Genomic DNA, 25,162 nt, shown 5'->3' with positions numbered 1-25,162 from the left:
TTGCGCTAGGTATGCTTCGGCTGCCCTAATTTAGGTAAGCCTTTCCTCAGCCAGCAGGAGTGACGGTGTTCGCCAGCTACCTCATCGGACTGCGCGAGGGACTGGAGGCGACGCTCGTCGTCTCCGTCCTCATCGCCTTCCTCGTCAAGAGCGACAGGAAGGACAAGCTTCCCCAGGTCTGGACGGGTGTCGCCGCGGCGGTCGCGCTGTCCGTCGGCTTCGGCGCGCTGCTGACCTTCACCGCCGCCAACCTCGGGCACATGGGGCAGGAGCTGTTCGACGCGATCACCTCGCTGCTGGCCGTCGCGTTCGTCACCTGGATGATCTTCTGGATGCGGCGCACCGCCCGCGCGCTCTCCGGCGAGCTGCGAGGCAAGCTCTCCGACGCGCTGCAGATGGGCTCGCTCGCGGTGGTCGTGATGGCCTTCCTGGCCGTGGCCCGCGAGGGGCTTGAGACGGCGTTGCTGTTCTTCGCCGCCGTCCAGGGCGCGACCGCCACCATGGACCCCCTGCTCGGCATCGCGCTCGGCCTGCTCACGTCGGTGGTCATCGGCTGGGGTCTGTACAGGAGCGCGCTGAAGATCAACCTCACCAAGTTCTTCACCTGGACGGGCCTGCTGCTCATCCTGGTCGCCGCCGGCATCTTCAAGTACGGCGTGCACGACCTCCAGGAAGCCAACATCCTGCCCGGCCTGAGCTCCTACGCCTTCGACATCAGCGCCGTCCTGCCCGCCGATTCCTGGTACGGCGCGCTGCTTTCCGGCATGCTCAACATCACGCCGCAGCCGAGCATCGCCGAGGCCGTGGCCTGGATCGTCTACCTCGCGCCCACTCTCTTCCTCTTCCTGCTGCCACAGCGGGTGAAGACCACTCCCGCCTCCACCGCACCCGCGGCCTGAACAGGAGCATCATGCGTACCGCCATCAGCCTGTCCTTCGGCGCGCTCGCCCTCGCGGGCCTGACCGCGTGCGGCTCGGGCACCACCGCCACGCAGGCCGCCAAGGGGCCGGCCGCCGCGCCCGGCAAGATCACCGTGGCCGCGTCGGACACCGAGTGCAAGGTCGCGGCCGCCGAGATCGCGGCGGGCACGAGCACGTTCACGATCACCAACGGCGGCTCCAAGGTGACCGAGTTCTACGTGTACGCCCCCGGCGACCGGGTGATGGCCGAGGTCGAGAACATCGTGCCCGGCCTGACCAGGGAGCTGGTCGCCGAGCTGCCGGCCGGCGCGTACGAGACCGTCTGCAAGCCCGGCATGGTGGGCAAGGGCATCCGCAACGCGCTGAAGGTGACCGGCGAGCACAAGGCGCTCACCTCCGACGCCCAGCTCGCCGACGCCGTCGCCAGCTACAAGCGCTACATCAAGTCGCAGAGCGACACGCTGCTGGTCAAGACGCAGGAGTTCGTGGACGCCGTCAAGGCCGGCGAGATCGACAAGGCCAAGGAGCTGTACCCGGTCTCGCGGACGTACTGGGAGCGCATCGAGCCGGTCGCGGAGATCTTCGGCGACCTCGACCCGGCCATCGACGCCCGCGAGGCCGACCTGGCCGACGGCGAGGAGTGGACCGGATTCCACCGGATCGAGAAGGATCTGTGGATCAAGAAGGACATCAGCAAGGACGGCCCGGTCGCCGACAAGCTGATCGCCGACGTCAAGACCATCGTCCAGAAGTCCAACGCCGCCGAGCTGACCCCGCTCAACCTGGCCAACGGCGCCAAGGAGCTGCTCGACGAGGTGGCCTCCGGGAAGATCACCGGCGAGGAGGACATCTGGTCGCACACCGACCTGTGGGACTTCGACGCCAACCTCCAGGGCTCCAAGGCCGCCGTGCAGTCGCTGCGCCCGGTGCTGGAGCAGCGCTCCCCCGACCTGGTCAAGACGCTGGACGAGAAGTTCACCGCCGCGGAGGCCGCGCTGGGCGCGCACCAGAAGGGCGACGGCTGGAAGCTGCACGACGAGCTGTCCAAGGCCGAGCTGAAGGCGCTGTCCGACGCGATCAACGCGCTGGCCGAGCCGATCAGTAAGATCGCACCGGTCATCGCCAAGTAACGGGAGGTGGGGGCGTTGTCGCAGGCCGGCGGGCGGATGAGCCGCCGCAAGCTGTTCGGGCTGGGCGCCGCGGGCGCGGCCGTGCTCGGGGCGGGGGCGGTGACGACCAGGTCGCTGCTGGAGGAGCCGCCGGTCGCGCACGCCGCATCGACGTCCGATCCGTTCCCGTTCTACGGGCAGCACCAGGCGGGCGTCGTCACGCCCGCCCAGGACCGGCTGCACTTCGTCGCCTTCGACGTCATCACCGACAAGAAGGCCGAGCTGGTCGACCTGCTCCAGGAGTGGACGGCCGCGGCGGCCCGGCTGACGCAGGGCAAGGAGGCCGGGGCGTTCGGCGCGGTGGGCGGGGCGGCCGAGGCGGCGCCCGACGACACCGGCGAGGCGCTGGGGCTGCCCGCCTCGGGGCTGACGCTGACGATCGGGTTCGGCCCGTCGCTGTTCGACGACCGGTTCGGACTGGCGGGCAAACGACCGGCCGCGCTGGCCGACCTGCCGAAGTTCCCCGGCGAACAGCTCATCCCGGAGATCTCGGGCGGGGACATCTGCGTCCAGGCGTGCGCGCACGACCCCCAGGTGGCCGTGCACGCCATCCGCAACCTGGCCAGGATCGGCTTCGGCAAGGTCTCGGTGCGCTGGTCGCAGCTCGGTTTCGGCCGTACGTCGTCCACGTCGCGGGCCCAGGCCACGCCGCGCAACCTCCTGGGCTTCAAGGACGGCACCAACAACATGAAGCTGGAGGACGCCGACCTGCTGCGCGACCACCTGTGGGCGAGCGGCTCGGACGGCCCCGCCTGGATGGCGGGCGGCACGTACATGGTCACCAGGAAGATCCGCATGACGATCGAGACCTGGGACCGCGCCTCGCTCGCCGAGCAGGAGCAGATCTTCGGCCGGGACAAGGGCGAGGGCGCGCCGCTGGGCAGGAAGGCCGAGTTCGACCCCGTGGACTTCGCCGCCAAGGGCCCCGACGGGCAGCCGCTGATCAAGGACGACTCGCACGTCAAGCTGGCGCACCCGAGCAACAACGGCAACGCCCACCTGCTGCGCCGCGGCTACAACTTCGTCGACGGCTCCGACGGCCTCGGCCGCCTGGACGCCGGGCTGTTCTTCATCGCCTACCAGCGCGACCCGCGCAAGCAGTTCGTGCCCGTGCAGATGAACCTGGCCCGGCACGACGCGCTCAACGAGTACATCAAGCACGTCTCCAGCGGCCTGTTCGCCTGCCCGCCCGGCGTCCAGGACGCGGGCGACTACTGGGGCCGCACCCTGTTCGCCTGACCCTGCTCAGCGCCCGCCGTCAGCGGTGGCGGGCGCGCGAGGCCTGGGCGTGGGCGCGGTTGGCGCAGCGGGTCGAGCAGAACTGCCGCTTGCCCGGCCGGCTGCGGTCGACGAAGGCGTCGGTGCACGGCGTGGCCGCGCACTGGCGCAGCCGTTCCCAGTCGCCGGCCGCGGCCAGCTCCAGCAACTCGGTGACGGCCCGCACGGCGAGCCGGCCCGCCACCGTCGCCCCGTCCGGCGCGACCAGCCGCAGCCGGGGCACGCCGCCCGCGGGCTCCACCGCCGCCCGCGCCGGCAGCCGGGCCACCCACTCCGCCAGCGCCCCCGCCCGGCCGTCGAGCTCGGCGGCCAGCACCGCCCGCAGCCGCTCGCGCACCTCCCTGACCTCCCGCAGGTCCTCCTCGCCGAGCCCATGGTCGTTCTCAAGCGGTTCGCCCAGTTCGCGATAGAAGCGGCGCAGCTCCGCCACGTCGGGCAGCCGCTCGGGATCGTCCAGGTACTCGTCCCACGTGTTGGCCAGATCGACGGCCACGAGACCCGTCTCGGTGAACTGGCGCATCCCTCACCCTCCTGCTACCGTCACGACTATGAGCACTATAACCCCTGACAGAAAACTGACCGTCCTCGACGCGCCGTCCAACCTCGGCCTGCGTCCACTCGCCGAGGATGTCATCCCCGGCTGCTACAAGGCCCCCTGGGCGTTGCGGGACAACGGGCTGGTCGCCCGGATCGGCGCGGCCGACGCGGGCGCGCTGGTCCCGCCCCGCTACGTGGCCACGTGGAAGCCCGGCGACGGCGTGCGCAACGGCGCGGCCATCGCCGCCTACACCCGGCGGCTGGCCGACCGCGTGGCCGGGATCAGGGCAGGCGGCGGCTTCCCCGTCCTGCTCGGCGGCGACTGCTCGATCCTGCTCGGCCCCGCGCTCGCCCTGCGCAGGACGGGCCGCTACGGGGTGGCCTACCTCGACGCCCACACCGACTTCCGCCACCTCGGCAACTCGCCCCACGTCGGCGCGGCGGCCGGCGAGGACCTGGCCCTGGTGACCGGCCGCGGCGACGACTACCTGACCGACATCGACGGCCTGCGCCCGTACGTCCGGGACGAGGACGTCATCGTGCTCGGCGTCCGGGACGACGACGACGTCCAGGAGCTCGCCGCCGAGGGCATCGCCTTCGTCGCCGGGGACGACATCCCCCTGGAGGCCGCCGAGCGCGTGCTCGTGCGCGACGACCTGGACGGCTTCTGGATCCACGTGGACGCCGACGTGCTCGACCCGTCCGTGCTGTCGGCCGTCGACTCACCCACCCCCGGCGGCCTGACCGGCGACCAGCTCGCCGGCCTGCTCCGCGGGCTGCTCGCGCTGCCCGGGGCGGCCGGGATCCAGTTCGCCATCTTCGACCCCGACCTCGACGAGGACGGCAGCCAGGCGGCCGCCCTGACCGACATCCTCGTCTCAGCCCTGACCTGACCCGTGGCCGTCCGGGGCGGAGCCGTCCGCCCGCGACGCCGCAGCACGGCCCGGCCGCCGGCGGCCCGGACGTTGCGCACCCAGTTCGCCTGCGGCCCGAGCATGGAGACCAGGTACTCACCGCCGTCGTGCCTGGCGACCGCGACGGGCACCGACGTGAGCGCGCCGCTGCGGCGTCCCACCACCTGGAGCACCGCCCCCTGAGGCAGCGGCAGCCACCGGGAGGCGTAGGTCAGCGCGTCGAGCCGGTTCATCGCCCGCATGAGCGCGTTGGGCCGCCCGCCCCGGTACATCAGGCGCTTGAGCGCCCCCGGCCACCGGGCGACGTGGATCACCGCGTCCTCCTCCACAGCAGCACGACCGCCACCAGCCCCGGGACCAGCGGAAGGACCTGCAGCCAGCCGAGCAGCGGCGCCAGGCCGACCTCGCCGTTGGTGTCCCGGACGGTCAGGCCCGCGAGCGCGAAGCACGACGCCACCACGAACAGCCCGGCCCCCAGCCACCGGGCCCACCCCCTGCCCGCCCCGGCCGCCCGGACGGTGACGAGCCAGCCGGCCAGCCCGAGCGCCCCCACGACCGAGAGGATCACCGTGTACGTGGTGACCCCCTCGTCGATCTTCCCCGACCCCAGCTCCGGATAGCCCGCCCTGAGGTACTCGGCCAGCCCGGACCGGTAGGCGAAGGCGAAGAGGGTGACGAGCACCGTGAGCGCGGCGCCGCCGTACAGCAGGGCGGAGGCTCCGCGCGGCTTCCCTGTCATGACATGAGTCCCTTCTGGACAACATTCTTACAAAGTATGTTTTGACTATACTTACCACGTAAGAATCGAGAAAGGGCACCATGTCCCCGAAACGCACCCGCGGCCAGAACGCCGGCCTGACCCGGCAGGCCATCCTGCGGGCGGCTCTGGCGCTGGCCGACCGCGAAGGGCTGAAGGCGCTGTCCATGCGCCGCATCGGCCAGGAGCTCGGGGTCGAGGCCATGTCCCTCTACCAGCACGTCGACAGCAAGGACGCGCTGCTGGACGGCCTGGTCGAGCAGGTCGTCACGCAGGCCGCGCCGCTGCTGACCGAGGCCGCCTCATGGCAGGAGGCCCTGCGCGAGTACGCCCACGCGCTGCTGCGGGCGCTGCTCGCGCATCCGAACGTCGTCCCCCTGGTGGTCAGCCGTCCCGCGATCACGCCCGGGAACCTGCGCCTGATGGAGGAGGGGCTGCGCGTGCTGCGCGCGGCGGGGCTGCCGCCGGACCGCGCGCTGGACATGCTCTACGCCGTGACCGGTTTCGTCGTCGGCCACGTCGCCGTCCTGGCCGCCGGGGGTGCCGCCGGTGGGGCCGAGCGGGCCGCGTCGGGCTCCGCGATGCGCGACATCCCCGAGCCGGATCTGGTGGAGACCCCGCTGCTGGCCGAGGCCACCCGGGCGCGGCGCGCCCAGCCGTCCTCGGGAACCGACCGCCGTTTCGTCTTCGCGCTCGAAGCCATGCTGCGCGGCTTCGGCGAACCCTGCGAAAACGGCGAACCCTGACGGGCGCGGCGAGCGCTAGCGGAAGACGTACCCGCTCGTGCTGGTGCGGCCGGCGGCGTTCGTGGCGGTGACCGAGGTCCACGGGCCGGGCGGGACGTAGGGGGCCCACGCCGACTCGGGGCGGCCCGGCCCGTGCCACCGCTGGGCCACGCCGACCTCACGGCCGCCGGGCGAGGTGAAGCGCAGGGTGCCGCCGCGCAGGTTGTAGCCCTCGACGGTGATCCCGGGCCGGCCGTCCCGTTCCTCGCGGTAGGCGTTCACGATGATCGGCTCCCGGCCGCCGTTCGCGATGTCGTCGGCCAGCGAGGGGGTGGCCGGGCTCGCCTGGCAGGTGAAGAAGGGCTCCCAGCCATAGGAGATGATCTTCGCGGCGCGCCCGCCCGTCGCCATGATCTGCTGGTCGAGCCGGGCCTTGCTGGTACGTCCCCGCAACGGCAGCGGCTCGACCCGCCCGCACTCGCCGTCCGCGGGCGCGGGCTCGAAGCCCTCGACGTTCACCCACAGCTCGACCCCGGCGGGCACGCTGCCGGCCGCCGCCTCGATGTAGTCCCTGGTGGGCCCGTAGTAGCCGTCGGCGTTGCGCACCCGGCCGACCACCGGGACGAGCCGGGGGGCGACCATGGACCCGCCCTCCTCGATCCCGTGCACGGGGACCTTGCCCGTCCCCCGCCCGTCCTGCACGGCGACGGCCATGGGCGCGCCGGCGCGGGTGGCGGCGATGTCGGCCAGCCCGCCGGGCACCTGGCCGGGTGGGAAACCGCGGCCCCTGCGGGCGTCGATGTAGGGGCTGACCAGGATCTTCCGGCCGGGCAGCGCGGCTGCGACCGCCGCGTGCTGGGCCGCGTACAGGGCGAGGACGGGGTCGCGCGGCCCCCGTTCGCGCATGGCCAGCTCGAACGACTGGTAGACCCCGCCGAAGGCGGCCGACCCGCCGAACCGCTCGCGGTAGCCGGCCAGCACCCGCGCGGTGAAGGCGTTCAGCGCGGCGAGGTGCGCGAGGTCGGGCTCCCACGGCTTGCCCCGCCGTTGCGGCGCGGCGGGCAGCCCGGGGAACACCCGCATCCCGTACGCCGCCGCCTCCTCGACCAGGTTGCCCAGCCCGTCGCCGTCGGTGGAGACCAGCACCAGGTCCTGGACGCGCGCGGCGCACGACGCGGCCAGCGACACGCGGTAGAAGACCCGCCCGCCGCTGTCGATCCGCCGGTCGAGCCCCGGGCAGCGCAGCGCGGAACGCCCGAACTCCTCGCTGGTCACGTACGTGTAGACGTGCCGGATCCGTTTGCCGGGCACCCGCGCGCAGGGCCGTCCGTCCACCCGGCAGGCGGCGAACTCCGGCTCCATCGGCCCGGCGTCGAACCGCGGCCCGAACGTGACGAGCGTGTCGCCGCCGAGCGAGTGGATCGCCTCCACCGTCCGCCGCGTGACGCACACGTCGGCCCGCGGCATGACCCAGTAGCCGGTGATCGCGTACGGCGAGGTCACCCGCGTGTCCCTGGGCGGGCACCCGTCGTCGCCGGCGCCGGGCCCGGCCGGGACCACGACGAGGACGGCGAGGACCGCCATCACGACCAGCCACCGTAACCGCCGCACCCATGCTCCCCTCGACGTACCGACCAGAGTAGGCATCTACCCGATCCGCGGCCGGTAGTGCCCCGGTGCCGGCCGGCCGCGGGGCGGCACGGACAATGGAGTCATGGTGAGCATCGACCTCAGCGGCAGGACCGCGCTGGTCACGGGCTCGACCCAGGGCATCGGGGCGGCCATCGCGACCGGTCTGGCACGGGCGGGCGCGCGCGTCGGCGTCAACGGCCGCAGCGAACGCTCGGTGGCCGCGGCCATCGAGCGCATGGACCACCGCGGCCTGGTCGCCGCGCCCGGCGACGTCACCACCGACGAAGGGCTCCAGCGGGTGCTCGGCTCGCTGCCGCAGGCAGACATCCTCGTCAACAACCTGGGCATCTTCGAGGCCAGGCCGGCGCTGGAGATCGACGACGCGGAGTGGCGGCGCTTCTTCGAGGTCAACGTCCTGTCGGCGGTGCGCCTCACGCGCGCCTACCTGCCCGGCATGATCGAGCGCGGCTGGGGCCGGATCCAGTACATCGCCAGCGACTCGGCCATCGTCACGCCCACCGAGATGATCCACTACGGCATGAGCAAGACGGCGCTGCTGGCCGTCTCGCGCGGGTTCGCCAAGGAGGCCGCCGGCAGCGGGGTGACGGTCAACTCGGTGATCGCCGGGCCCACGCACACCGGCGGCGTGGAGGAGTTCGTCTACCAGCTCGTGGACCGGGAGCTGCCGTGGGAGGAGGCGCAGCGGGCGTTCATGCGCGAGCACCGTCCGCAGTCGCTGCTCCAGCGGCTGATCGAGCCCGAGGAGATCGCCAACATGGTCGTCTACCTCAGCTCGCCGCTCGCCTCGGCGACCACCGGCGGCGCCCTGCGCGTGGACGGCGGCTACGTGGACGCCATCCTGCCCTGACCGCCCGCCCGTACTCAGTACGACTGGAGCTCGATCAGGTTGCCCTCCGGGTCGCGCAGGTGGGCGGTACGCAGGCCGGGCCCCCAGGCGGGCCGGTCCTGCGGCGGCGCGGCGACGGCGGCGCCCAGCCCGACGAGCCGGTCGGCCTCGCCGTCGACGTCGTCGACCCGCATCACCAGCATCACCGTGTCCTGGGCGCCCGCCGCCGGCAGCCCGGACGTGCCGACGACCTCGGCGACGCGGTCGCGGCCGAAGAGCACGAGACCGGCCTGGCCGTCGATGTCCCAGTTGGCGTACATAGCCTCCGTCAGCACCTTCACCGGCTCCAGCCCGAGGACGGCCCGGTAGAAGGCGACGCTCGCCGGGAAGTCGCGCACCAGCAGCCGAGGGTAGAGAGCGTCCATCCTGATCCTCCGAAATTAGTGGGTAGTCACCAACTATTGGGAACAACCTACACTTCTCGACGAGATGGAACTGCCACCCACCCTGCTCGGGACGACCACCTTCGTGCTGCACAAGGTCGGCGTCGCCAACCGGCGCGCCCTGGCCGCGCGGCTCACCGCCGACACGGGGCTGAGCCTGTGGGAGTTCGCGGCGCTGGCCACGCTCGACGACTTCGGCCCGGCCGCCCAGCGGGAGGTTGGCGACCGGCTGGGCCTCGACCCGAGCGACATGGTCCGCCTGATGGACGGCCTCATGGCCGAAGGGCTGGCCGCCCGGGAGCGCGACCCCGCCGACCGCCGCCGCTACCGGATCTCGCCGACCGCCGCCGGCCGGGACGTCCTGGAACGGGCCCGCGCGGTGGTCGCGGACGTCGAACGCGAGACGCTCGCCCCGCTGACCGACGCCGAGCGCCGCGACCTCCACAGCCTGGTGATGAAACTCTTCTCACCCTGACAAATGCCATAACTCACGTCAACTGACGAACAACTGTCACAACAACTGCCCTCTTTGCACAAAGAATCAGATCATGTTAGATGGAGGGCAAGCTCCGGGAGAGAGGACCGGGCATTGTGACGCTGATCCTCGATGGCGTCCGCGTACGGCAGCGCGGGGAGACCTGGCTCGACGACATCCACCTGGAACTACCTCACGGACTGACCACCCTCGTCGGCCCGATGAACTCGGGAAAGACCACGCTCATGCGGGTCGCCGCCGGGTTGCAGCCGCCCGATTCGGGGCGGGTGCTGGTCAACGGAAATGACGTCACCTCGATTTCCGTGCGAAAGCGCTCGATCGCCTTCGTCTATCAGCAATTCATCAATTACCCGTCCCTCACCGTTTACGAGAACATCGCCTCGCCGTTGCGGCTGGACCGGTCGTACCGGAAGGACGGCATCGACCGGCGGGTGCGGGAGGTGGCCGCGGTCATGGGCCTCGGCGACCTGCTGGGCCGCAGGCCCGCGGAGCTGTCGGGCGGCCAGCAGCAGCGCACGGCGATCGCCCGCGCGCTGGCCCGGCCCGTGGACGTGCTGCTGCTCGACGAGCCCCTGGCCAACCTCGACTTCAAGCTCCGCGAGCAGTTGCGCGAGGACCTCAGGCGCATGTTCACCGGCTCGCCGGGCGTCGTCCTCTACTCCACCGCCGACCCGAACGAGGCGCTGACCTTCGCCGCGCCCGCCGTGGTGCTCGGCGAGGGCCGGGTGCGGCACGTCGGCGACCCGGCCACCATGTACGCCGAGCCGCCCACGCTCGCCGTCGCGGCCACGCTCAGCGATCCGCCGCTGAACCTGCTGCCCGGCACGGTCAGGGACGGCCGGATCGAGGTCATGGGCACCTCCTTCCCCGCGCCGGGCGCCGCCGCCTCCGGTCAGGGGGTCGTGCTGGGCATCCGCCCCCACCAGGTGACGATCACCAGGACCGGCCCCGGCCTGCTGGAGCTGCCCGCCGAGATCAGGCTGGCCGAGGTGACCGGCGGCGCGACGTTCCTGCACCTGCTGCTGGCGGGACGCCGGCACCTGGTGGCCCACCTGCCGGGCACCCGCCCGTTCACGCCGGGCCAGGCGGCCACCGCGTACGTGGACCCGCGGCACGTCTTCGTGTTCGACGAGGCCGGCGGCCGATTACCGGTCGCCCCGGCGGCGAGGGCGGGACGGCATGGCTGACATCCGCCTGGAGGACGTGGGCCACAGCTACGACGGCGGCCGCACGTGGGCGCTCAGGCCGACGACCTGGACCTGGCGCGGCGGCCGGGCCTACGCCCTGCTCGGCCCGAGCGGCTGCGGCAAGACGACGCTGCTGAACATCGTCTCGGGGCTGCTCACGCCCACGGCAGGCCGGATCTGGTTCGACGACCGCGAGGTCACCGGGGTCCCCACGGCCGGCCGCGACATCGCGCAGGTCTTCCAGTTCCCCGTCCTGTACGAGGAGATGTCCGTCTACGACAACCTGGCCTTCCCGCTGCGCAACAGGAAGGTCCCGGCCGAGGAGGTCCGCCGGCGCGTGCTGCGCGTCTCCGCCATGCTGGGCCTGGACGACGTGCTGCGCCGCCGGGCGCGCCGGCTCGACCCGGGCCGCAAGCAGATCGTCAGCCTGGGCCGCGGCCTGGTGCGCGAGCAGGTGGCGGCCGTGCTGCTCGACGAGCCGCTGACCGTGGTGGACCCGGCGCTGAAGTGGACGTTGCGCAGCAAGCTCAAGGAGATCCACCGCGACACCGGCCACACCCTGGTCTACGTCACCCACGACCAGACCGAGGCGCTGACCTTCGCCGACGAGGTGGTCGTGCTCAACGACGGCGAGATCGTGCAGGCCGGGGAGCCGGCCGAGCTGTTCCTGTCGCCCGCGCACGAGTTCGTCGGGCACTTCATCGGCTCCCCCGGCATGAACGTGCTGCCCGCCGAGATCGACGGCGACGTGGTCAGGATCGGGGACTCGAAGGTAGGCGCGGTGGCCGGCGCGGTGGTCGGCACGGTGGCCGGCGCGCTGCCGCCGGGGCCGGTGCGGATCGGCGTGCGGCCCGAGTTCGTCCGGGTCGGCGGGCCGCCCGCCGGGCCCGGCGTGGCGGCCAGGGTGACCCGGATCGACCGCATGGGCTCGCACGACCTGGTGCGCGCCGAGGTCGGCGGCCATCCGGTGATCGCCAGGACCGAGGCGGGCTCGTCCTGGACGCCGGGCGCGGTCGAGTTCCTGCATTTCCCCGCGGACCGGACGTTCCTGTTCCGCGACGAGGTCAGGTGCGGCTCGCTCGCACCCCTGGACGGAAGGGGGCAGGCGTGAGCGACCGGACCGCCGTCGCGGGCAGCCAGGCGGGTGGCGAGGTCGTACCGGCCGCCGCCGATCCCGCCGCCGCGGAGGCCGCCGGGGCCGCCGGGCCGCGCGCCGATCCCCGCCCGCGGAACAACCGGGCCTGGCTGCTGGTGCTGCCGGTCGTGGTGTCGGTGGCCTTCACCGCGGTGATCCCGCTGATGACCGTCGTGAACTTCTCCGTCCAGGACGTCTTCAGCCCGGTGGACCGGGTGTTCGTCGGCCTGGACTGGTTCCGGCAGATCGCCCGCGACCCCGAGGTGCGCGCGGCGCTCGTGCGCACGCTGCTGTTCTCCGCGCAGGTGCTGCTGGTGGAGGTCCCGCTCGGGGTGGCCATCGCGGTCTGCATGCCGCGCCGCGGGTTCTGGGTGTCGGTGGCGCTGGTGCTGGTGGCGCTGCCGCTGCTCATCCCGTGGAACGTCGTGGGCACGATCTGGCAGATCTTCGCCCGCGGCGACATCGGGCTCGGCGGCTGGGCGGTCAACAACCTGCTGCGCGTCAACTTCAACTACACGCTCGACTCGGCCGACGCCTGGATCACCGTCCTGGTCATGGACGTGTGGCACTGGACGCCGCTGGTGGCGCTGCTGGCCTACGCGGGGCTGCGGTCGATCCCCGAGCCGTACTTCCAGGCGGCGCAGATCGACGGCGCGTCGGCGTGGGCGACGTTCCGGCACATCCAGCTGCCGAGGCTGCGCGGGGTGCTGACGATCGCGATCCTGCTGCGGTTCATGGACAGCTTCATGATCTACACCGAGCCGTTCGTGGTGACCGGCGGCGGGCCGGGGAACGCGACCTCGTTCCTGAGCATCCTGCTGTCGAAGATCGCCGTCGGCCAGTTCGACCTGGGCCCGGCGGGCGCGTTCTCGCTGCTGTACTTCCTGCTCGTACAGATCGCCTGTTACGTCTTCTTCACCGTGCTGACCAGGTCGGGGAGGTGAGTCCCACGCGCCACCGGCTGCCGTGGGCGCGCACGGTCTTCTGGCTGTACGCCGCCACACTGATGTTGCCGCTGCTGTGGATGTTCGGCATGTCCATCCGCCCGAACGAGGACATCCTGGGCAGCTTCTCGCTGATCCCGCAGCGGGTGACCTTCGACAACTACGTCACGTTCTTCACCGACCCGTCGTGGTATTCGAGCTACCTCAACTCCATCGTCTACACCTCGATGAACGCGGTCATGTCGCTCGTCGTGGCGCTGCCGGCGGCGTACGCGTTCTCGCGGTTCCGCTTCGCCGGGGACAAGCACCTGTTCTTCTGGCTGCTGACGAACCGGATGGCGCCGCCGGCGGTGTTCCTGCTGCCGTTCTTCCAGATCTACCAGGCGGTCGGGCTGTTCGACACGCATCTGGGCGTGGCGATCGCGCACATGCTGTTCAACGTGCCGCTGGCGGTCTGGATCCTGGAAGGCTTCATGTCGGGGATCCCCCGGGAGATCGACGAGACCGCGGCGATCGACGGATACTCGCTGCCGCGCTTCTTCGTCCGCATCTTCCTGCCGATGATCCGGTCCGCGCTCGGCGTCACCGCGTTCTTCTGCTTCATGTTCAGCTGGGTGGAGCTGCTGATCGCCAGGACGATCACGTCGGTGGACGCCAAGCCCATCGCGGCCACCATGACGCGGACGGTGAGCGCGGCGGGCGTGGACTGGGGGCTGCTGGCCGCGGCCGGCGTGCTGACCATCGTCCCCGGGGCCGTCGTCATCTGGTTCGTGCGCAACTACATAGCCAAGGGGTTCGCCCTGGGGAGGGTCTGACCGTGCAGTGGATGGTGTGGACCGCCCCCACGGCCCTGGTGTTCGCCGGGCTGGCGCTGCTCCTGTGCGTGATGGCCGTCTGGGCGCGGATCTCGCCGCCCGTGGCCAGGCGCGGGTTCCTGCGGATCGAGACCGACCGGGGCGACCGGCTGTACATCGGCCTGATCAGCGCGGCCGTCGTGCTGGCCTTGTGGATTGCAGTCACCGACCTGTCCATGTGGGTGGCGCTCGGCGTCGCGCTGCTGGTCATGGTCGTGATCGGGATATGGGGCTGAGAGGAAGGGGAGCCAGGCGATGAGGCATGCGGTGGGTGTCGCGGCGGCGGTCGTGGCGGCGCTGGCCCTGGTGGCGGCCGGTTGCACGGGCGGCGGCGAGGAGAAGCCGAAGAGCGACTTCAAGGAGGCCGACGGCAGGGCCGCGGCGCAGCGGTGGGTGTCGGCGGAGTTCACGCCGAGCACTCTGTCCAAGGACCGGCAACTGGCGGAGATGGACTGGTTCATCAAGGCGGCGGCGCCGTACCGGGGCATGCAGATCAACGTGGTGTCCGAGACGATCACCACGCACGAGTACGAGTCGCAGAAGCTGGCCAGGGCGTTCACCGAGATCACCGGGATCAGGGTCAAGCACGACCTGATCCAGGAGGGCGACGTCATCGAGAAGCTCCAGACGCAGATCCAGGGCGACCAGAACATCTACGACGCCTACGTCAACGACTCCGACCTCATCGGCACCCACTCGCGCGGCACGTACGTGTTCCCGCTGTCGGACTACATGGCCGGAGAGGGCAGGAACGTCACCTCCCCCACCCTCGACCTGAACGACTTCATCGGCATCAGCTTCACCACCGGCCCCGACAAGAAGATCTACCAGCTCCCCGACCAGCAGTTCGCGAACCTCTACTGGTTCCGCTACGACTGGTTCACCGACCCGGCGATCAAGAAGCAGTTCAAGGACGCCTACGGCTACGACCTGGGCGTGCCGGTCAACTGGGCGGCCTACGAGGACATCGCCGACTTCTTCAGCAACAAGGTCAACGGCAACGGGACCGTCGACGGCCGGAAGGTCTACGGCCACATGGACTACGGCCGCAAGGACCCCTCGCTGGGCTGGCGCTTCACCGACGCCTGGCTGTCCATGGCCGGCAACGGCGACCCCGGCATCCCCAACGGCCTGCCGGTGGACGACTGGGGCATCCGGGTGGAGAACTGCCGTCCGGTGGGCTCGTCGGTCACCCGCGGCGGCGACACCAACGGCCCGGCCTCGGTGTACGCGCTCACCAAGTACGTGGACTGGCTGAAGAAGTACGCGCCCCGCGAGGCCGCCGGCATGAACTTCAGCGAGGCGGGCCCGGTCCCGGCGCAGGGGAACATCGCCCAGCAGATCTTCTGGTACACCACGTTCACGGCCGACATGACCAAGAAGGGCCTGCCGGTCGTCAACGACGACGGCACCCCCAAGTGGCGCATCGCGCCCAGCCCGCACGGCGTCTACTGGAAGGACGGCAACAAGCTCGGCTACCAGGACGCCGGCTCGTGGACGCTGCTCAACAACACCCCGAAGGACCGCAGGGCCGCGGCCTGGCTCTACGCCCAGTTCGTCACGTCCAAGACGGTGTCGCTGAAGAAGTCGATCACCGGGCTGACCTTCATCCGCGACTCCGACATCAAGAGCGACTACTTCAAGGACAACGCCGCCAAGTACGGCGGCCTGATCGAGTTCTACAACTCCCCCGCCCGCAAGCAGTGGACCCCGACCGGCACGAACGTGCCCGACTACCCCAAGCTGGCCCAGCTCTGGTGGCAGAACGTGGCCACCGCCGTCACCGGCGAGACCACCCCGCAGCAGTCGATGGACAACCTGGCCAGGCAGCAGGACGAGATCCTGGCCCGGCTGGAACGCCTGTCGCGCGAACGCCAGGGCTACGGCGGCCAGTGCGCGCCCAAGCTGAACCCCGAGCGTCCGGCCCAGTACTGGTTCGACCAGCCGGGCGCGCCCGCGCCGAAGCTGGCCGACGAGCGCGGCGAGCCGGCCACGCTCGACTACGACAAGCTCATCGCCCGGTGGAAGGCGGGCGGCTGACCAGCTCCCGCGCCAGCCAGTCGAAGGCGCGCTCCTGCATGGGCACGTCGAAGCAGTGCGGGGACGGCGCGAACACGGCCTCGTAGCGGCCGGGGGCGTCGCGGTGGCGCTCGCCGATGCGGGCGTGCGCGCGGCGCATCCCGGCCTGCGGGAACAGGTCGTCGCGCAGGGCGTACTGGACCATGAGGGGGGCGGGGGCGCGGGCGGCCACCAGGTCGGGCCAGTCGCCCAGCCGCGACAGGCCCGGCGGGTAGAACATCCAGGTGTGCCGCTCGACGTGGCCGCCCGCCACCACCCCGGCGAACGAGGTGCCGAGCAGGGCGCAGTGCTTGGCCACGACGTGCTCGTGCCGGGCCGCCGCGCGATCGTACCGGTCAGGGAGGCCGCCCTCCCCCTCCGGGACGTCGAGCGCGAAGCGGCGGCTGCCCCAGGTCAGCACGTCGTGGGCGACCGCCGTGGTCGCGCGGTCTCAGCAGGTACGCCCGGGTCCGCGGCCCGAACCCGACCGTCCACGACAGCTCCTCGCCGTGCAGGTCGCCGTCGGTCCACGTGCGCTCGACCCGCACGTCCGCGGCGGTCAGGGCGGGCACCCCGATCGCCTGCCGGGCCGCCGCCCGCAACTGCGGCCCCGGCAGGGACGGGAACAGCTCCCACTGCCCGCCGACGACCTCGGCCAGCTCCCCGAACACCGCCGGGGCGGATCCGTCAGGCAAGGCGGGTGCCGGTGTCCGCCAGCCGCACGGGGGCGCCCGAGGCGGCCGACAGGTTGGCCGCGACGCCGGTCAGGACGCTGCGGATGCCGTCCAGGTAGCCCGCCTGCCGGGCCAGCGGGTCGCCGGTCGGGCCGCGGAACACGTCGTCCAGCAGCAGCCGGTCGCCGCCGCCGTGGCCGCCCGCGCCCGCCTCGATCGGCACCTCGCGCGGCTCGGCCCAGTGGGGGCGCAGGATGAGCCGCTCCCATGCCCCGGCGGCGTGCTCCTTGGACGCGGCGCTCGGGTCGATCGCCGCGTGCGGCGGCGTCCAGGCCCGCTCGACCACCTCCAGCTCCAGCCGTCCCGCCGTCCCGTTGAAGGCCACCCGGTAGCCCTCGAAGGGCGCGTGGGCGTTCAGCGAGTACGTCAGCAGCGCCCCGCTGTCGTACCGGACCAGCACCGCCATGTTGTCGTCGATGGTCACGCCGTCGCCGAAGACGTCCTGGTCCCGGACGTAGCCGTCCTCGTGCTCGGCGTCCAGGTAGAGGCGCTTGAGCCGGGGATCGGCGGCGATGTCCAGGATGAACGGGTCGCTGCCGAGGCCGGGCGCGCCCCGGCCGCGTTCGGGACGGTCGGCCAGCCCCCGCGACCGCGCGTTGGCCGAGCCGTAGAACCGCAGCGACGTCTGCGCGAAGACAGTCTCCGGCGCCGCCCCGAGCCACCAGTTGACCAGGTCGAAGTGGTGGGTGGACTTGTGCACGAGCAGGCCGCCGGAGCTGGCCCGGTCGCGGTGCCAGCGGCGGAAGTAGTCCGCGCCGTGGATGGTGTCGAGCGTCCACTCGAAGTGCGCGGACGTCACCTCGCCGATCGCGCCGTCCATGAGCAGGCGGCGCACGGCCGAGTTGCGCGGCGAGTACCGGTAGTTGAAGGTGACGATCAGGCTGCCGGTGCTGCGCCGGGCCGACTCGGCGATGGCCGCGCAGCTCCCGGCGTCCACGGTGAGCGGTTTCTCCACGATGACGTCGCGGCCCGCGTCCAGGGCCGCGCACACGTAGCGGGCGTGCGCGGCGTCCACGGTCGCGACCACGACCGCGTCGGCGAGTTCGAGCACCTTGCCGAACTCGGCGGGGGCGAAGCACGGCACCTCGTGGCCGATCCGCTCGGCGTGGTAGTCCATGCGGGTCCGGTTGGTGTCGCACAGGGCGACGACGGTGCCGGTGTCGCGCCACTCGCCGAGCAGCGCGTCGACGTACAGCTGCGCGCGGTGCCCGAGCCCGACGAACGCGTACCTCATGGTCGTCCTCTCAGCCGCCGAGGGCGGCGTTGGCCTCGGTCAGGAACTTCTGGGCGGCGGCGTCGGGGGCCATCCGGCCGAAGATGACCTCCTCGGTGTACCGCTTGAGCATGTCCTCCAGGGCGCTGGCGCCCTTCGGCGGCGCGGCGGGCGGGTCGGCCAGCTCGCCCTTGATGGAGTCGACGAACTGCAGCGTCTTCTGGTCCGCGGGCGGCAGCTTGTCCTTGACCGCGGCCAGGACCTTCGAGCTGGCGGGCAGGCCGCGGTCGCTGAGGATGATCCCGCCGACCTCGGCGTCGTTGATCATGAAGTCGATGAACTTGGCGGCCTCGGCGGCGTGCTCGCTCTTGGCGGAGGCGGTGTAGAACATCGCCGGCTGGAGGAACATGCCGCCGGTGGTGGCGCCCTCCGCCTTGGGCAGGCGCAGCAGGCTCATCTCCTTGCCCGACGCCTTGGCGACCGCGCCGAGCTGGTTGCTCCACCACATGCCGGACGCGCCGGTGTTGGTGGCCAGCAGCGACTGGTCCACGCTGGTCGCGCCGACCTCGGCGGTCTTGGCGGCGTCGGGGCTGCCCTTGGCCTTGATCGTGTCCAGCATGACCTGCCACCAGGCCACGATCGTCTCCGGCGTGACGGCGATCTTGTTGCCCTGGTAGAAGGGCTCGCCGCGCTGTGCGGCGAAGATCTGCAGGAAGGCGGGGTTCCAGTTGAGCTGGGTGCCGTAGACCGTGCCGCCGCCCTTGGCGGTGATCTTCGAGCTGAGGTCGACGTAGTCCTTCCACGTCCACTTCGTGTCGTCGGGCACCTTCTGCCCGGCCGACTCCACCAGGGCCGGGTTGAGCACCACCGAGAAGACGTTCGCGCCGGTGGGGACGGCGAACTGCTTGCCGTCGATGCCGCCGGTGCCGAGCAGCTTGGGGTCGATGTCGGCGGTCTGGACCTTGCCGGTAAGGTCGGCCAGCGTGCCGCGGTCGGCGTACTCGCGAAGGCCGCGGATCTCCAGGGTGATGACGTCCGGGGCGTCGCTCGCGGCGACCTTCGTGGACAGCGTCTCGTAGTAGTTGGCGAAGTCGGAGAACTCGCCCTCGACGTCGATGCCCGGGTTCTTGGCCTCGAACTTCTTGATGGCCTCCTCGGTCATCTTCTGCCGCGCGTCGCTGCCCCAGTAGGAGAAGCGCAGCTTGACCTTCCCGCCGTCGTCGCCGCCGCTGCCGCAGGCCGCGGTGACCGCCAGCACGGCGGTGGCGAGCAGGGCCGCCGACCACGTCTTCTTGCCAGAGCTCACGGCTCTACCTCCTGTGGGATTCGTCTGTGTCGGGGGGTGGGGGAACTACTTCAGTCCCGTGGTGGCCACACCACGGATCAGGTACTTCTGGCCGGCCAGGAAGAAGCCGAAGATGGGCCCGAGCGCGACGATCGACATGGCGAACATCGGGCCCCACGACGAGTCGCTGCTGGCGTCGAGGAAGGTGCGCAGCGCCACCGGAGCGGTGAAGTTGTCCGGGTTGTTGAGGTAGAGGAGCTGGCTGAGGAAGTCGTTCCACGTCCAGATGAAGGTGAAGATCGCCGTCGTGGCCAGCGCCGGGGTGCAGAGCGGGATGATCACCCTGATGAACGTGCGCCAGTAGCCGGCGCCGTCGATCTCGGCGGCCTCGTCCAGCTCCCTGGGGAGCGAGCGGATGAACTGCACCATCAGGAACACGAAGAACGCGTCCGTGGCCAGCACCTTCGGCATGACCAGCGGCCAGATCGTGTTGATCAGTCCGAGCTTGGAGAACATGACGTACTGCGGCACGATCAGCACGTGGTGCGGCAGCATGATCGTGCCCAGCATGAGGGTGAACCACAGCTTCTTGAGCGGGAAGTTCAGCCGGGCGAAGGCGTAGGCGGCCAGCGAGCAGGCCACCAGGTTCGCCACCACCGACAGCACGGTGATCACCGCGGAGTTCCACAGGTAGTAGCCGAAGGGGTGCTTCAGCGCGGTCCAGCCCTCGGTGTAGTTCTCCAGCGTGACCTCGCTCGGCCACAGGCCGGGCTGCCGGAAGATCAGCTCCTCGGGCTTGAGCGAGCTGGAGATCATCCACAGCAGTGGATAGAGCATGACCAGGCCGAACCCGATCAGCAGCACGTGCTTGACCACCCGGCCGCCCCTGAACGGGCGGAACAGGACGGGCAGCGGCCTACTTGGTGTCGCCATAGAAGACCCAATACTTGGACGCGAGGAAGTTCACCCCGGTGAGGCCGGCGATGATGAGCAGCAGGACCCACGCCATGGCGGCCGCGTAGCCCATGTCGAAGCTCTTGAAGCCCTTGAGGTAGAGGTAGAGCGTGTTGAACATCGTGGAGTCGGCCGGCCCGCCCGAGCCGCCGCTCACGATGAACGACTGCGTGAACGACTGGAACGACTTGATGATCTCCAGCACCAGGTTGAAGAAGATGATCGGCGTCAGCAGCGGCAGCGTGATCGACCGGAACTGGCGGAACACGCCGGCGCCGTCCACCGCGGCGGCCTCGTAGTAGCTGGCCGGGATCTGCCGCAGCCCGGCCAGGAAGATGATCATCGGGGCGCCGAACGTCCAGACGTGCAGGATGATCAGCGTGCCGAGGGCGGTGTCGGGGTCGCTGACCCAGCCGGGCCCCTGGATCCCGAAGACCGCCAGCACGGCGTTGACCAGGCCCTCGGCCCCGAAGACCTTGCGCCACAGGATCGCGATCGCCACGCTGCCGCCCAGCAGCGAGGGCAGGTAGAAGATCGACCGGTAGAGCGACAGGCCGCGCAGCCCGCGGTCGAGCACCAGGGCCAGGGCGAGCGCGAAGGCCAGTTGCAGCGGCACCGAGACGACCACGTAGATCGTCGTCACCTTCAGCGAGTTCAGGTAACGGGCATCCTCGGTGAACATCTTGACGTAGTTGTCGAACCCGACCCACTTGGCCTCCTCCAGGAGGTTGTAGTCGGTGAACGACAGGTAGAGCGAGGCGACGATGGGACCGACCGTGATGACGAGCAGACCGGCGAACCAGGGCGCCAGGAACAGGTAGGCGGCCCGCGCCTCGCGGCGGGAACGTCTGGACGCGCGACGGTCCCCCCGCTCGGGCGGGGTCGCGGCGTCCGGGAGTCTCACCGCCACCGAGTCAGCCATGACGGAACTCATTCGTCATCACGGACCTTCCGGCGAGATGTGAATGGATAGCGCTTTCCTATAGCTGCCGGGAAAGTTCCGTCAACCCTTTGCAGGCGTTACATCGCTGTTATCGATATATCGACACCGCATTTTCCCTGGTGACAAGCGCTTACCACAGAGAGGTAGGACGAATATTGCTGCGATTTAGTACAACCGTTTGCAGGTCATCTGGGCGGCGCCGTCGACTCCCGCACCACCAGCCGGGTCTCCAGCGAGGTCGTGGCGCTCACCTCCTGGATCAGCAGGTCGACCGCCAGCCGCCCGGCCGCCGCGGTGGGCATGGCGACCGTGGTGAGCTTGGGACGGTTGAGCCGCCCCGGCACGATGTCGTCGATGCCCACCACGCTGACGTCCTCCGGCACGCTCAGCCCGAGCTCGCCCAGCCCCTCGACCAGGCCGATCGCCATGAGGTCGTTGTAGGCGAGCACCCCGGTCACCCCGGCCTCGCGCACCGCGGACGCGGCGGCCAGGCCGCCCTGCTCGGTGGGCGCGTTCGGCCCGAGGACGACCAGCTCGACGCCCGGCACCCGCTCGGCGGCCGTCCGGATCTCGCCGCTCGTCCAGGAGCCCGGCGGGCCGGACAGCAGCGCCACGCGGCGGTGCCCGAGCCCGGCCAGGTGCTCGACCGCCAGCCGCGCGCCGTGCCCGACGTCCATCAGCACCGTGGCCGCGCCGCGCAGCCGCCGGTTGACCACCACGAGCGGCACCCGCTCGGCCAGCCGCTCCAGCACCTTGTTCGACGAGCGCGGGCTGCACAGGACCACGCCGTCCACCTGCTTGGAGAACGCCTGGATCAGCTCCTCCTCGGCGGCCGGCTCCTCGTCGGTGTCGGCCACGAACAGGTGGTAGTCGCGCTGCCGGGCCGCGGCGTGCGCGGCCTTGATCAACGGCGGGAAGAACGGGTTGGCGATGTCGGCCACGATCAGGCCCAGGTTGTGGGTGCGCCCGGTCGTGAGCGCCCTGGCCGCCCTGTTGGGCCGGTACCCCAGCTCCTCGGCCACCGTCAGCACTCTGGTCCGGGTCGCGGCGTTCACCATGTGCGGCGCGGAGAACGTCCGCGACACGGTCGATACGTGCACACCGGAAGCGCGGGCCACATCACGAATCGTCACTGTCACAGCCACCCACCCTAACGCAACCGCTTGCAGGCATCATGGCCACGGTGAAAGCGCTTGCCGCCCGACCGGCCACTGTCCGCTCACATATTTTCCCAGCTAGACGCCATGGTCGAAAATCAGCTCTTGACGCCTCGCCCTGCCTGGCCCATAGGTTTGGTGCAACTGTTTGCAGTCCTGAAGGAGTCCCCCACGGTGAGCAGAGTGCTCGTCACCGGCAGCGCCGGACGCCTCGGCCGCAGCGTCGTCACCACGCTCGCCGCCGCCGGGCACGAGGTGATCGGCGTGGACCAGGCCCCCGGCACGCCCGTCGAGGCCGCCGCGACGTCACCGGCCGACCTCACCGACACCGGCCAGGCGTACGAGGTCGTCGCCCGGTTCCGGCCGGAGTCGGTGATCCATCTGGCGGCCATCGCGACGCCGTTCAGCCGGCCGGAGTCAGTGATCTTCCAGGTGAACACCCGGCTCGCGTTCAACGTCTGCGCGGCCTCGGTGGAGCTGGGCGTGTCCGGCGTGGTGGTGGCCAGCAGCCCCACGGTGATCGGGTACGGCGCGCCCGGGGGCTGGCGGCCGTCGTACCTGCCGATCGACGAGGAGCACCCGGCGCTGCCCTGGAACGCCTACAACCTGTCCAAACTGGTGGCCGAGCAGACCATGCGGACGTTCGCGCGGGCGGGCCGGACGAGGATGGCGGCCGTCCGGCCGTGCTTCGTCATCCCGCCCGAGGAGTGGGCGGGCGCGCCCACGCAGTCGGGGCACACCGTCAGGGAGCGGCTCGACCAGCCGGAGATCGGCGGCGTCTCGCTGTTCAACTACCTCGACGCGCGCGACGCGGGCGAGCTGTTCGCCGTGCTGGTCGCGGCGCTGCCCGAGCTGCCGGGCGGCGAGGTCTTCTTCGCCGGCGCGGCCGACGCCCTGGCCAGGGAGCCGCTGGCCGACCTGCTCCCGCAGGCCGTGCCGGGCACCGAGGAGCTGGCGGCGGCCCTCACCGGCACCGCTCCCGCCTTCTCCACGGACAAGGCCCGCCGCCTGCTCGGCTGGGAGCCCAAGCGAAGCTGGCGAACCGAACTCAAGGAATCCGAATGAATCTCAGCGGTGTGCTGTTCTTCCCCGTCACCCCCTTCGACGCCGGCGGCGCGCTCGCCGAGCAGGTGCTGGCCGAGCACATCCGGCGCGGCATGGCGCACGGCCCCGGCGGCGTGTTCGTGGCCTGCGGCACCGGCGAGTTCTCCGCGCTGTCGGAGGCGGAGCACGCGCGGGCCGTCCGGGTGGCGGCCGAGGTGGTGGACGGGCGGGCGCCGGTGTTCGCCGGGGCGGGCGGCCCGATCGGCGCGGCGCTGAACCAGGCGCGGGCGGCCCGCGCGGCGGGCGCCGACGGCCTGCTGCTCATGCCTCCCTACCTGACGCAGGGGCCGGCGAGCGGCTTCGCCGCGTACGTGGCCGCCGTCGCCGCCGAGCTGCCGGTGATCGTCTACCAGCGCGGCCCGGTCGTGCTCGACCCGGACGCCGTGGTCGAGCTGGCCGGCGTGCCCGGCGTGATCGGGCTCAAGGACGGGCTCGGCGACATCGACCGGATGCAGCGGACCGTCCTCGCGGTCCGCGAGAAGCACCCGGACTTCCTGTTCTTCAACGGCCTGCCGACCGCCGAACTGACCATGCCCGCCTACCGCGGCATCGGCGTCGACCTGTACTCCAGCGCGGTCTTCGCCTTCGCCCCCGAGATCGCCGTGGCGTACCTGAACGGCGACGAGCGGCTGCTGACCGAGTTCTACGCGCCGCTGGTCCGCCTGCGCGACAAGGCGCCCGGCTACCCGGTGGCCCTGGTCAAGGCCGGCGTACGGCTGCGCGGCCTCGACGTCGGCCCGGTGCGCCCGCCGCTGGTCGACGTGGCCGAGGACCACCTGGCCGAGCTCGACGCGCTGATCAGGTCCGGGCTCGCCCTGGCGGCCTCGTGATCACCGGCCTGCGCACCGAGCTGCGGACGGTCCCCCTGCCCCGCCCGTGGGGCCTGGACGTGCCCGCCAACCACGTGATCGTCTGCCACGTGACGCTGGCGGACGGCCGCACCGGCACCGGGTTCTCCTGGACGCCGCAGATCGGCGCGCACGCCGTCCACGCCCTGCTGGAGCACGACCTGCGCGAGGCGCTGATCGGCCTGCCCGCCCATCCCGAGCTGGTGTGGGACCGGTTGTGGCGGCACCTGCGCGAGGCCGGCCCCGGCGGGATCACCACGGTCGCGCTGGCCGGGATCGACCTGGCGCTGTGGGACCTGCGCTGCGGCGCGACCGGCCTGGCCGACGTGCTGGGCCGGCGCCGGGAGCAGGTCCCGGCCTACGGCAGCGGCGTCAACCTGCACTACTCCCTGGAGGAGCTGACCGATCAGGCACGGCGCTGGGTGGCCGCCGGGTACCGCGGCGTCAAGATCAAGGTCGGCCGTCCCGACCTGGCCGACGACGTGGCCCGGGTGGCGGCCGTACGCGAGGTGATCGGGCCCGACCGGCTGCTGATGATCGACGCGAACCAGCGGTGGGACCTCCACCGGGCCCGGCGCGCCCTGTCCGCGCTGCGCGAGTTCGACCTCCACTGGATCGAGGAGCCGCTGCCCGCCGACGACGTGGCCGCGCACGTCGAGCTGCGCCGCTCGTCCGACGTGCCGGTCGCGGTGGGCGAGAACGTCTACACCGTCTACGGCTTCCGCGACCTGCTCACCGCGGGGGCCTGCGACGTCGTCCAGCCGAACGTGGTGCGCGTCGGCGGCGTCACGCCGTTCCTGCGGATCGCCGAGCTGGCCAGGGCGTTCGACGTGCCGGTCCATCCGCACCTGCTGGGCGAGGTGTCCGGGCAGCTCGCCCTGGCGCTGCCGCTGCCGCCGCTGGCCGAGGACGTCGAGGACGCCTCGTTCGCCCGCCTGGGGCTGCTGGCCGAGCCGTACCCGGTGCGGATCGAGGACGGCGTGCTGCGCGTCGGCGGCCACGCGGGACTGGGGTTGCGATGGGCGTGA

General features: G+C 71.4%; 27 protein-coding genes and 1 pseudogene. 16 read left to right on the top strand and 12 right to left on the bottom strand.

Going from position 1 to position 25,162, the window contains the following annotated elements; translation table 11 throughout:
- Positions 1–65: 65 nt before the first annotated feature.
- From efeU to efeB, 3 genes are read left to right on the top strand one after another with little or no spacing between them, the layout of a single operon-like run.
- A complete protein-coding gene (efeU, locus tag ACIBQ6_RS26995) occupies positions 66–899 on the top strand; it encodes an iron uptake transporter permease EfeU (protein ID WP_358283236.1) in 834 nt (277 codons plus the stop codon).
- Between the two features lie 11 nt (positions 900–910).
- The gene (gene efeO, locus ACIBQ6_RS26990) at positions 911–2,050 is read left to right on the top strand and encodes an iron uptake system protein EfeO (protein WP_397215220.1); all 1,140 of its coding nucleotides are present in this window, start codon (positions 911–913) and stop codon (positions 2,048–2,050) included.
- A gap of 15 nt (positions 2,051–2,065) precedes the next feature.
- Positions 2,066–3,328 (top strand): iron uptake transporter deferrochelatase/peroxidase subunit, encoded by a 1,263-nt coding sequence (gene efeB / locus ACIBQ6_RS26985; RefSeq protein ID WP_397215218.1) that lies wholly within the window; start codon positions 2,066–2,068, stop codon positions 3,326–3,328.
- A 19-nt stretch (positions 3,329–3,347) separates the two neighbouring features.
- Here the strand turns inward: efeB and ACIBQ6_RS26980 are convergent, their stop codons facing one another.
- Positions 3,348–3,887 (bottom strand): CGNR zinc finger domain-containing protein, encoded by a 540-nt coding sequence (locus tag ACIBQ6_RS26980; RefSeq protein ID WP_397215216.1) that lies wholly within the window; start codon positions 3,885–3,887, stop codon positions 3,348–3,350.
- A gap of 28 nt (positions 3,888–3,915) precedes the next feature.
- Between ACIBQ6_RS26980 and ACIBQ6_RS26975 the strand changes: the two genes are divergently transcribed.
- Complete coding sequence (locus ACIBQ6_RS26975) at positions 3,916–4,797, top strand: arginase family protein (RefSeq protein WP_397215214.1); 882 nt, start codon at positions 3,916–3,918, stop codon at positions 4,795–4,797.
- 44 nt (positions 4,798–4,841) lie between these two features.
- Here ACIBQ6_RS26975 and ACIBQ6_RS26970 read toward each other — a convergent pair.
- Together ACIBQ6_RS26970 and ACIBQ6_RS26965 are read right to left on the bottom strand one after the other, a co-directional pair.
- Positions 4,842–5,051 (bottom strand): annotated as a pseudogene (locus tag ACIBQ6_RS26970) (nitroreductase/quinone reductase family protein); the annotation flags it as partial.
- Between the two features lie 77 nt (positions 5,052–5,128).
- A complete protein-coding gene (locus ACIBQ6_RS26965; protein ID WP_397215212.1) occupies positions 5,129–5,557 on the bottom strand; it encodes a hypothetical protein in 429 nt (142 codons plus the stop codon).
- A gap of 80 nt (positions 5,558–5,637) precedes the next feature.
- Here ACIBQ6_RS26965 and ACIBQ6_RS26960 point away from each other — a divergent pair, with 80 nt between their 5' ends.
- Positions 5,638–6,321 carry a TetR/AcrR family transcriptional regulator gene (locus ACIBQ6_RS26960; protein ID WP_397215210.1) on the top strand — a complete coding sequence of 228 codons (684 nt, stop codon included), beginning with the start codon at positions 5,638–5,640 and terminating at the stop codon, positions 6,319–6,321.
- Between the two features lie 15 nt (positions 6,322–6,336).
- Here the strand turns inward: ACIBQ6_RS26960 and ACIBQ6_RS26955 are convergent, their stop codons facing one another.
- Positions 6,337–7,911: a hypothetical protein gene (locus ACIBQ6_RS26955; RefSeq protein WP_397215208.1), complete on the bottom strand. Its 1,575-nt coding sequence runs from the start codon at positions 7,909–7,911 to the stop codon at positions 6,337–6,339.
- Positions 7,912–8,017: 106 nt separating this feature from the next.
- On the opposite strand from ACIBQ6_RS26955, the gene ACIBQ6_RS26950 reads away from it, so the two are divergent.
- On the top strand, positions 8,018–8,800 hold the full coding sequence (locus ACIBQ6_RS26950) for an SDR family NAD(P)-dependent oxidoreductase (RefSeq protein ID WP_397215371.1): 783 nt from the start codon (positions 8,018–8,020) through the stop codon (positions 8,798–8,800).
- Between the two features lie 14 nt (positions 8,801–8,814).
- On the opposite strand, the gene ACIBQ6_RS26945 is transcribed toward ACIBQ6_RS26950, so the two are convergent.
- Positions 8,815–9,204 (bottom strand): VOC family protein, encoded by a 390-nt coding sequence (locus tag ACIBQ6_RS26945; RefSeq protein ID WP_397215206.1) that lies wholly within the window; start codon positions 9,202–9,204, stop codon positions 8,815–8,817.
- Positions 9,205–9,268: 64 nt separating this feature from the next.
- On the opposite strand from ACIBQ6_RS26945, the gene ACIBQ6_RS26940 reads away from it, so the two are divergent.
- From ACIBQ6_RS26940 to ACIBQ6_RS26910, 7 genes are all read left to right on the top strand, one after another.
- A complete protein-coding gene (locus tag ACIBQ6_RS26940) occupies positions 9,269–9,697 on the top strand; it encodes a MarR family winged helix-turn-helix transcriptional regulator (protein ID WP_397215204.1) in 429 nt (142 codons plus the stop codon).
- Positions 9,698–9,813: 116 nt separating this feature from the next.
- Positions 9,814–10,905, top strand: a complete 1,092-nt coding sequence (locus ACIBQ6_RS26935; protein WP_397215202.1) for an ABC transporter ATP-binding protein — start codon at positions 9,814–9,816, stop codon at positions 10,903–10,905.
- Positions 10,898–12,016, top strand: a complete 1,119-nt coding sequence (locus ACIBQ6_RS26930) for an ABC transporter ATP-binding protein (protein WP_397215201.1) — start codon at positions 10,898–10,900, stop codon at positions 12,014–12,016. Before ACIBQ6_RS26935 ends, ACIBQ6_RS26930 begins: the two co-directional genes overlap by 8 nt.
- The gene (locus ACIBQ6_RS26925) at positions 12,013–12,984 is read left to right on the top strand and encodes a carbohydrate ABC transporter permease (RefSeq protein ID WP_397215199.1); all 972 of its coding nucleotides are present in this window, start codon (positions 12,013–12,015) and stop codon (positions 12,982–12,984) included. Before ACIBQ6_RS26930 ends, ACIBQ6_RS26925 begins: the two co-directional genes overlap by 4 nt.
- A gap of 62 nt (positions 12,985–13,046) precedes the next feature.
- A complete protein-coding gene (locus tag ACIBQ6_RS26920) occupies positions 13,047–13,799 on the top strand; it encodes a carbohydrate ABC transporter permease (protein ID WP_364326154.1) in 753 nt (250 codons plus the stop codon).
- Positions 13,800–13,810: 11 nt separating this feature from the next.
- A complete protein-coding gene (locus ACIBQ6_RS26915; protein ID WP_397215369.1) occupies positions 13,811–14,074 on the top strand; it encodes a DUF2160 family membrane protein in 264 nt (87 codons plus the stop codon).
- A gap of 19 nt (positions 14,075–14,093) precedes the next feature.
- Positions 14,094–15,878, top strand: a complete 1,785-nt coding sequence (locus tag ACIBQ6_RS26910) for an ABC transporter substrate-binding protein (protein ID WP_397215197.1) — start codon at positions 14,094–14,096, stop codon at positions 15,876–15,878.
- On the opposite strand, the gene ACIBQ6_RS26905 is transcribed toward ACIBQ6_RS26910, so the two are convergent.
- From ACIBQ6_RS26905 to ACIBQ6_RS26875, 7 genes are all read right to left on the bottom strand, one after another.
- Positions 15,850–16,317 carry a hypothetical protein gene (locus ACIBQ6_RS26905; protein WP_397215195.1) on the bottom strand — a complete coding sequence of 156 codons (468 nt, stop codon included), beginning with the start codon at positions 16,315–16,317 and terminating at the stop codon, positions 15,850–15,852. The two genes, ACIBQ6_RS26910 and ACIBQ6_RS26905, sit on opposite strands and share 29 nt — an antisense overlap.
- Positions 16,253–16,591 carry a hypothetical protein gene (locus tag ACIBQ6_RS26900; protein ID WP_397215193.1) on the bottom strand — a complete coding sequence of 113 codons (339 nt, stop codon included), beginning with the start codon at positions 16,589–16,591 and terminating at the stop codon, positions 16,253–16,255. Before ACIBQ6_RS26900 ends, ACIBQ6_RS26905 begins: the two co-directional genes overlap by 65 nt.
- Positions 16,584–17,864 carry a Gfo/Idh/MocA family protein gene (locus tag ACIBQ6_RS26895; RefSeq protein WP_397215191.1) on the bottom strand — a complete coding sequence of 427 codons (1,281 nt, stop codon included), beginning with the start codon at positions 17,862–17,864 and terminating at the stop codon, positions 16,584–16,586. The genes ACIBQ6_RS26900 and ACIBQ6_RS26895 overlap by 8 nt, the downstream gene beginning before the upstream one ends.
- Before the next feature lie 10 nt (positions 17,865–17,874).
- Entirely contained in the window at positions 17,875–19,149 is a 1,275-nt protein-coding gene (locus ACIBQ6_RS26890; RefSeq protein WP_397215189.1) for an ABC transporter substrate-binding protein, read from the bottom strand.
- Between the two features lie 45 nt (positions 19,150–19,194).
- Positions 19,195–20,061 carry a carbohydrate ABC transporter permease gene (locus ACIBQ6_RS26885; protein ID WP_358283209.1) on the bottom strand — a complete coding sequence of 289 codons (867 nt, stop codon included), beginning with the start codon at positions 20,059–20,061 and terminating at the stop codon, positions 19,195–19,197.
- The gene (locus ACIBQ6_RS26880) at positions 20,045–21,004 is read right to left on the bottom strand and encodes a carbohydrate ABC transporter permease (RefSeq protein ID WP_397215186.1); all 960 of its coding nucleotides are present in this window, start codon (positions 21,002–21,004) and stop codon (positions 20,045–20,047) included. Before ACIBQ6_RS26880 ends, ACIBQ6_RS26885 begins: the two co-directional genes overlap by 17 nt.
- Before the next feature lie 206 nt (positions 21,005–21,210).
- A complete protein-coding gene (locus ACIBQ6_RS26875; RefSeq protein ID WP_358283205.1) occupies positions 21,211–22,164 on the bottom strand; it encodes a LacI family DNA-binding transcriptional regulator in 954 nt (317 codons plus the stop codon).
- Positions 22,165–22,356: 192 nt separating this feature from the next.
- Between ACIBQ6_RS26875 and ACIBQ6_RS26870 the strand changes: the two genes are divergently transcribed.
- From ACIBQ6_RS26870 to ACIBQ6_RS26860, 3 genes are read left to right on the top strand one after another with little or no spacing between them, the layout of a single operon-like run.
- On the top strand, positions 22,357–23,247 hold the full coding sequence (locus tag ACIBQ6_RS26870) for an NAD(P)-dependent oxidoreductase (RefSeq protein WP_358283203.1): 891 nt from the start codon (positions 22,357–22,359) through the stop codon (positions 23,245–23,247).
- Positions 23,244–24,116, top strand: a complete 873-nt coding sequence (locus ACIBQ6_RS26865) for a 5-dehydro-4-deoxyglucarate dehydratase (protein WP_397215184.1) — start codon at positions 23,244–23,246, stop codon at positions 24,114–24,116. Before ACIBQ6_RS26870 ends, ACIBQ6_RS26865 begins: the two co-directional genes overlap by 4 nt.
- Entirely contained in the window at positions 24,113–25,162 is a 1,050-nt protein-coding gene (locus ACIBQ6_RS26860; protein WP_397215182.1) for a mandelate racemase/muconate lactonizing enzyme family protein, read from the top strand. The genes ACIBQ6_RS26865 and ACIBQ6_RS26860 overlap by 4 nt, the downstream gene beginning before the upstream one ends.

It is taken from the genome of Nonomuraea sp. NPDC049655 (assembly GCF_044465465.1).
Classification (GTDB): domain Bacteria; phylum Actinomycetota; class Actinomycetes; order Streptosporangiales; family Streptosporangiaceae; genus Nonomuraea.
The sequence above is the reverse complement of the archived record's forward strand: the minus strand, read 5'-3'. Positions and strand labels throughout refer to the sequence as shown.

What these genes read in the sequence shown, in the direction of transcription:
- ACIBQ6_RS26895 (WP_397215191.1), bottom strand. Translation starts at nt 17,864, where the DNA reads ATGAGGTACGCGTTCGTCGGGCTCGGGCACCGCGCGCAGCTGTACGTC.
- ACIBQ6_RS26975 (WP_397215214.1), top strand. Translation starts at nt 3,916, where the DNA reads ATGAGCACTATAACCCCTGACAGAAAACTGACCGTCCTCGACGCGCCG.
- ACIBQ6_RS26945 (WP_397215206.1), bottom strand. Translation starts at nt 9,204, where the DNA reads ATGGACGCTCTCTACCCTCGGCTGCTGGTGCGCGACTTCCCGGCGAGC.
- ACIBQ6_RS26965 (WP_397215212.1), bottom strand. Translation starts at nt 5,557, where the DNA reads ATGACAGGGAAGCCGCGCGGAGCCTCCGCCCTGCTGTACGGCGGCGCC.
- ACIBQ6_RS26880 (WP_397215186.1), bottom strand. Translation starts at nt 21,004, where the DNA reads ATGGCTGACTCGGTGGCGGTGAGACTCCCGGACGCCGCGACCCCGCCC.
- ACIBQ6_RS26960 (WP_397215210.1), top strand. Translation starts at nt 5,638, where the DNA reads ATGTCCCCGAAACGCACCCGCGGCCAGAACGCCGGCCTGACCCGGCAG.
- ACIBQ6_RS26910 (WP_397215197.1), top strand. Translation starts at nt 14,094, where the DNA reads ATGAGGCATGCGGTGGGTGTCGCGGCGGCGGTCGTGGCGGCGCTGGCC.
- ACIBQ6_RS26915 (WP_397215369.1), top strand. Translation starts at nt 13,811, where the DNA reads ATGGTGTGGACCGCCCCCACGGCCCTGGTGTTCGCCGGGCTGGCGCTG.
- ACIBQ6_RS26920 (WP_364326154.1), top strand. Translation starts at nt 13,047, where the DNA reads ATGTTGCCGCTGCTGTGGATGTTCGGCATGTCCATCCGCCCGAACGAG.
- ACIBQ6_RS26885 (WP_358283209.1), bottom strand. Translation starts at nt 20,061, where the DNA reads ATGGCGACACCAAGTAGGCCGCTGCCCGTCCTGTTCCGCCCGTTCAGG.
- efeO (WP_397215220.1), top strand. Translation starts at nt 911, where the DNA reads ATGCGTACCGCCATCAGCCTGTCCTTCGGCGCGCTCGCCCTCGCGGGC.
- ACIBQ6_RS26940 (WP_397215204.1), top strand. Translation starts at nt 9,269, where the DNA reads ATGGAACTGCCACCCACCCTGCTCGGGACGACCACCTTCGTGCTGCAC.
- ACIBQ6_RS26865 (WP_397215184.1), top strand. Translation starts at nt 23,244, where the DNA reads ATGAATCTCAGCGGTGTGCTGTTCTTCCCCGTCACCCCCTTCGACGCC.
- ACIBQ6_RS26930 (WP_397215201.1), top strand. Translation starts at nt 10,898, where the DNA reads ATGGCTGACATCCGCCTGGAGGACGTGGGCCACAGCTACGACGGCGGC.
- ACIBQ6_RS26980 (WP_397215216.1), bottom strand. Translation starts at nt 3,887, where the DNA reads ATGCGCCAGTTCACCGAGACGGGTCTCGTGGCCGTCGATCTGGCCAAC.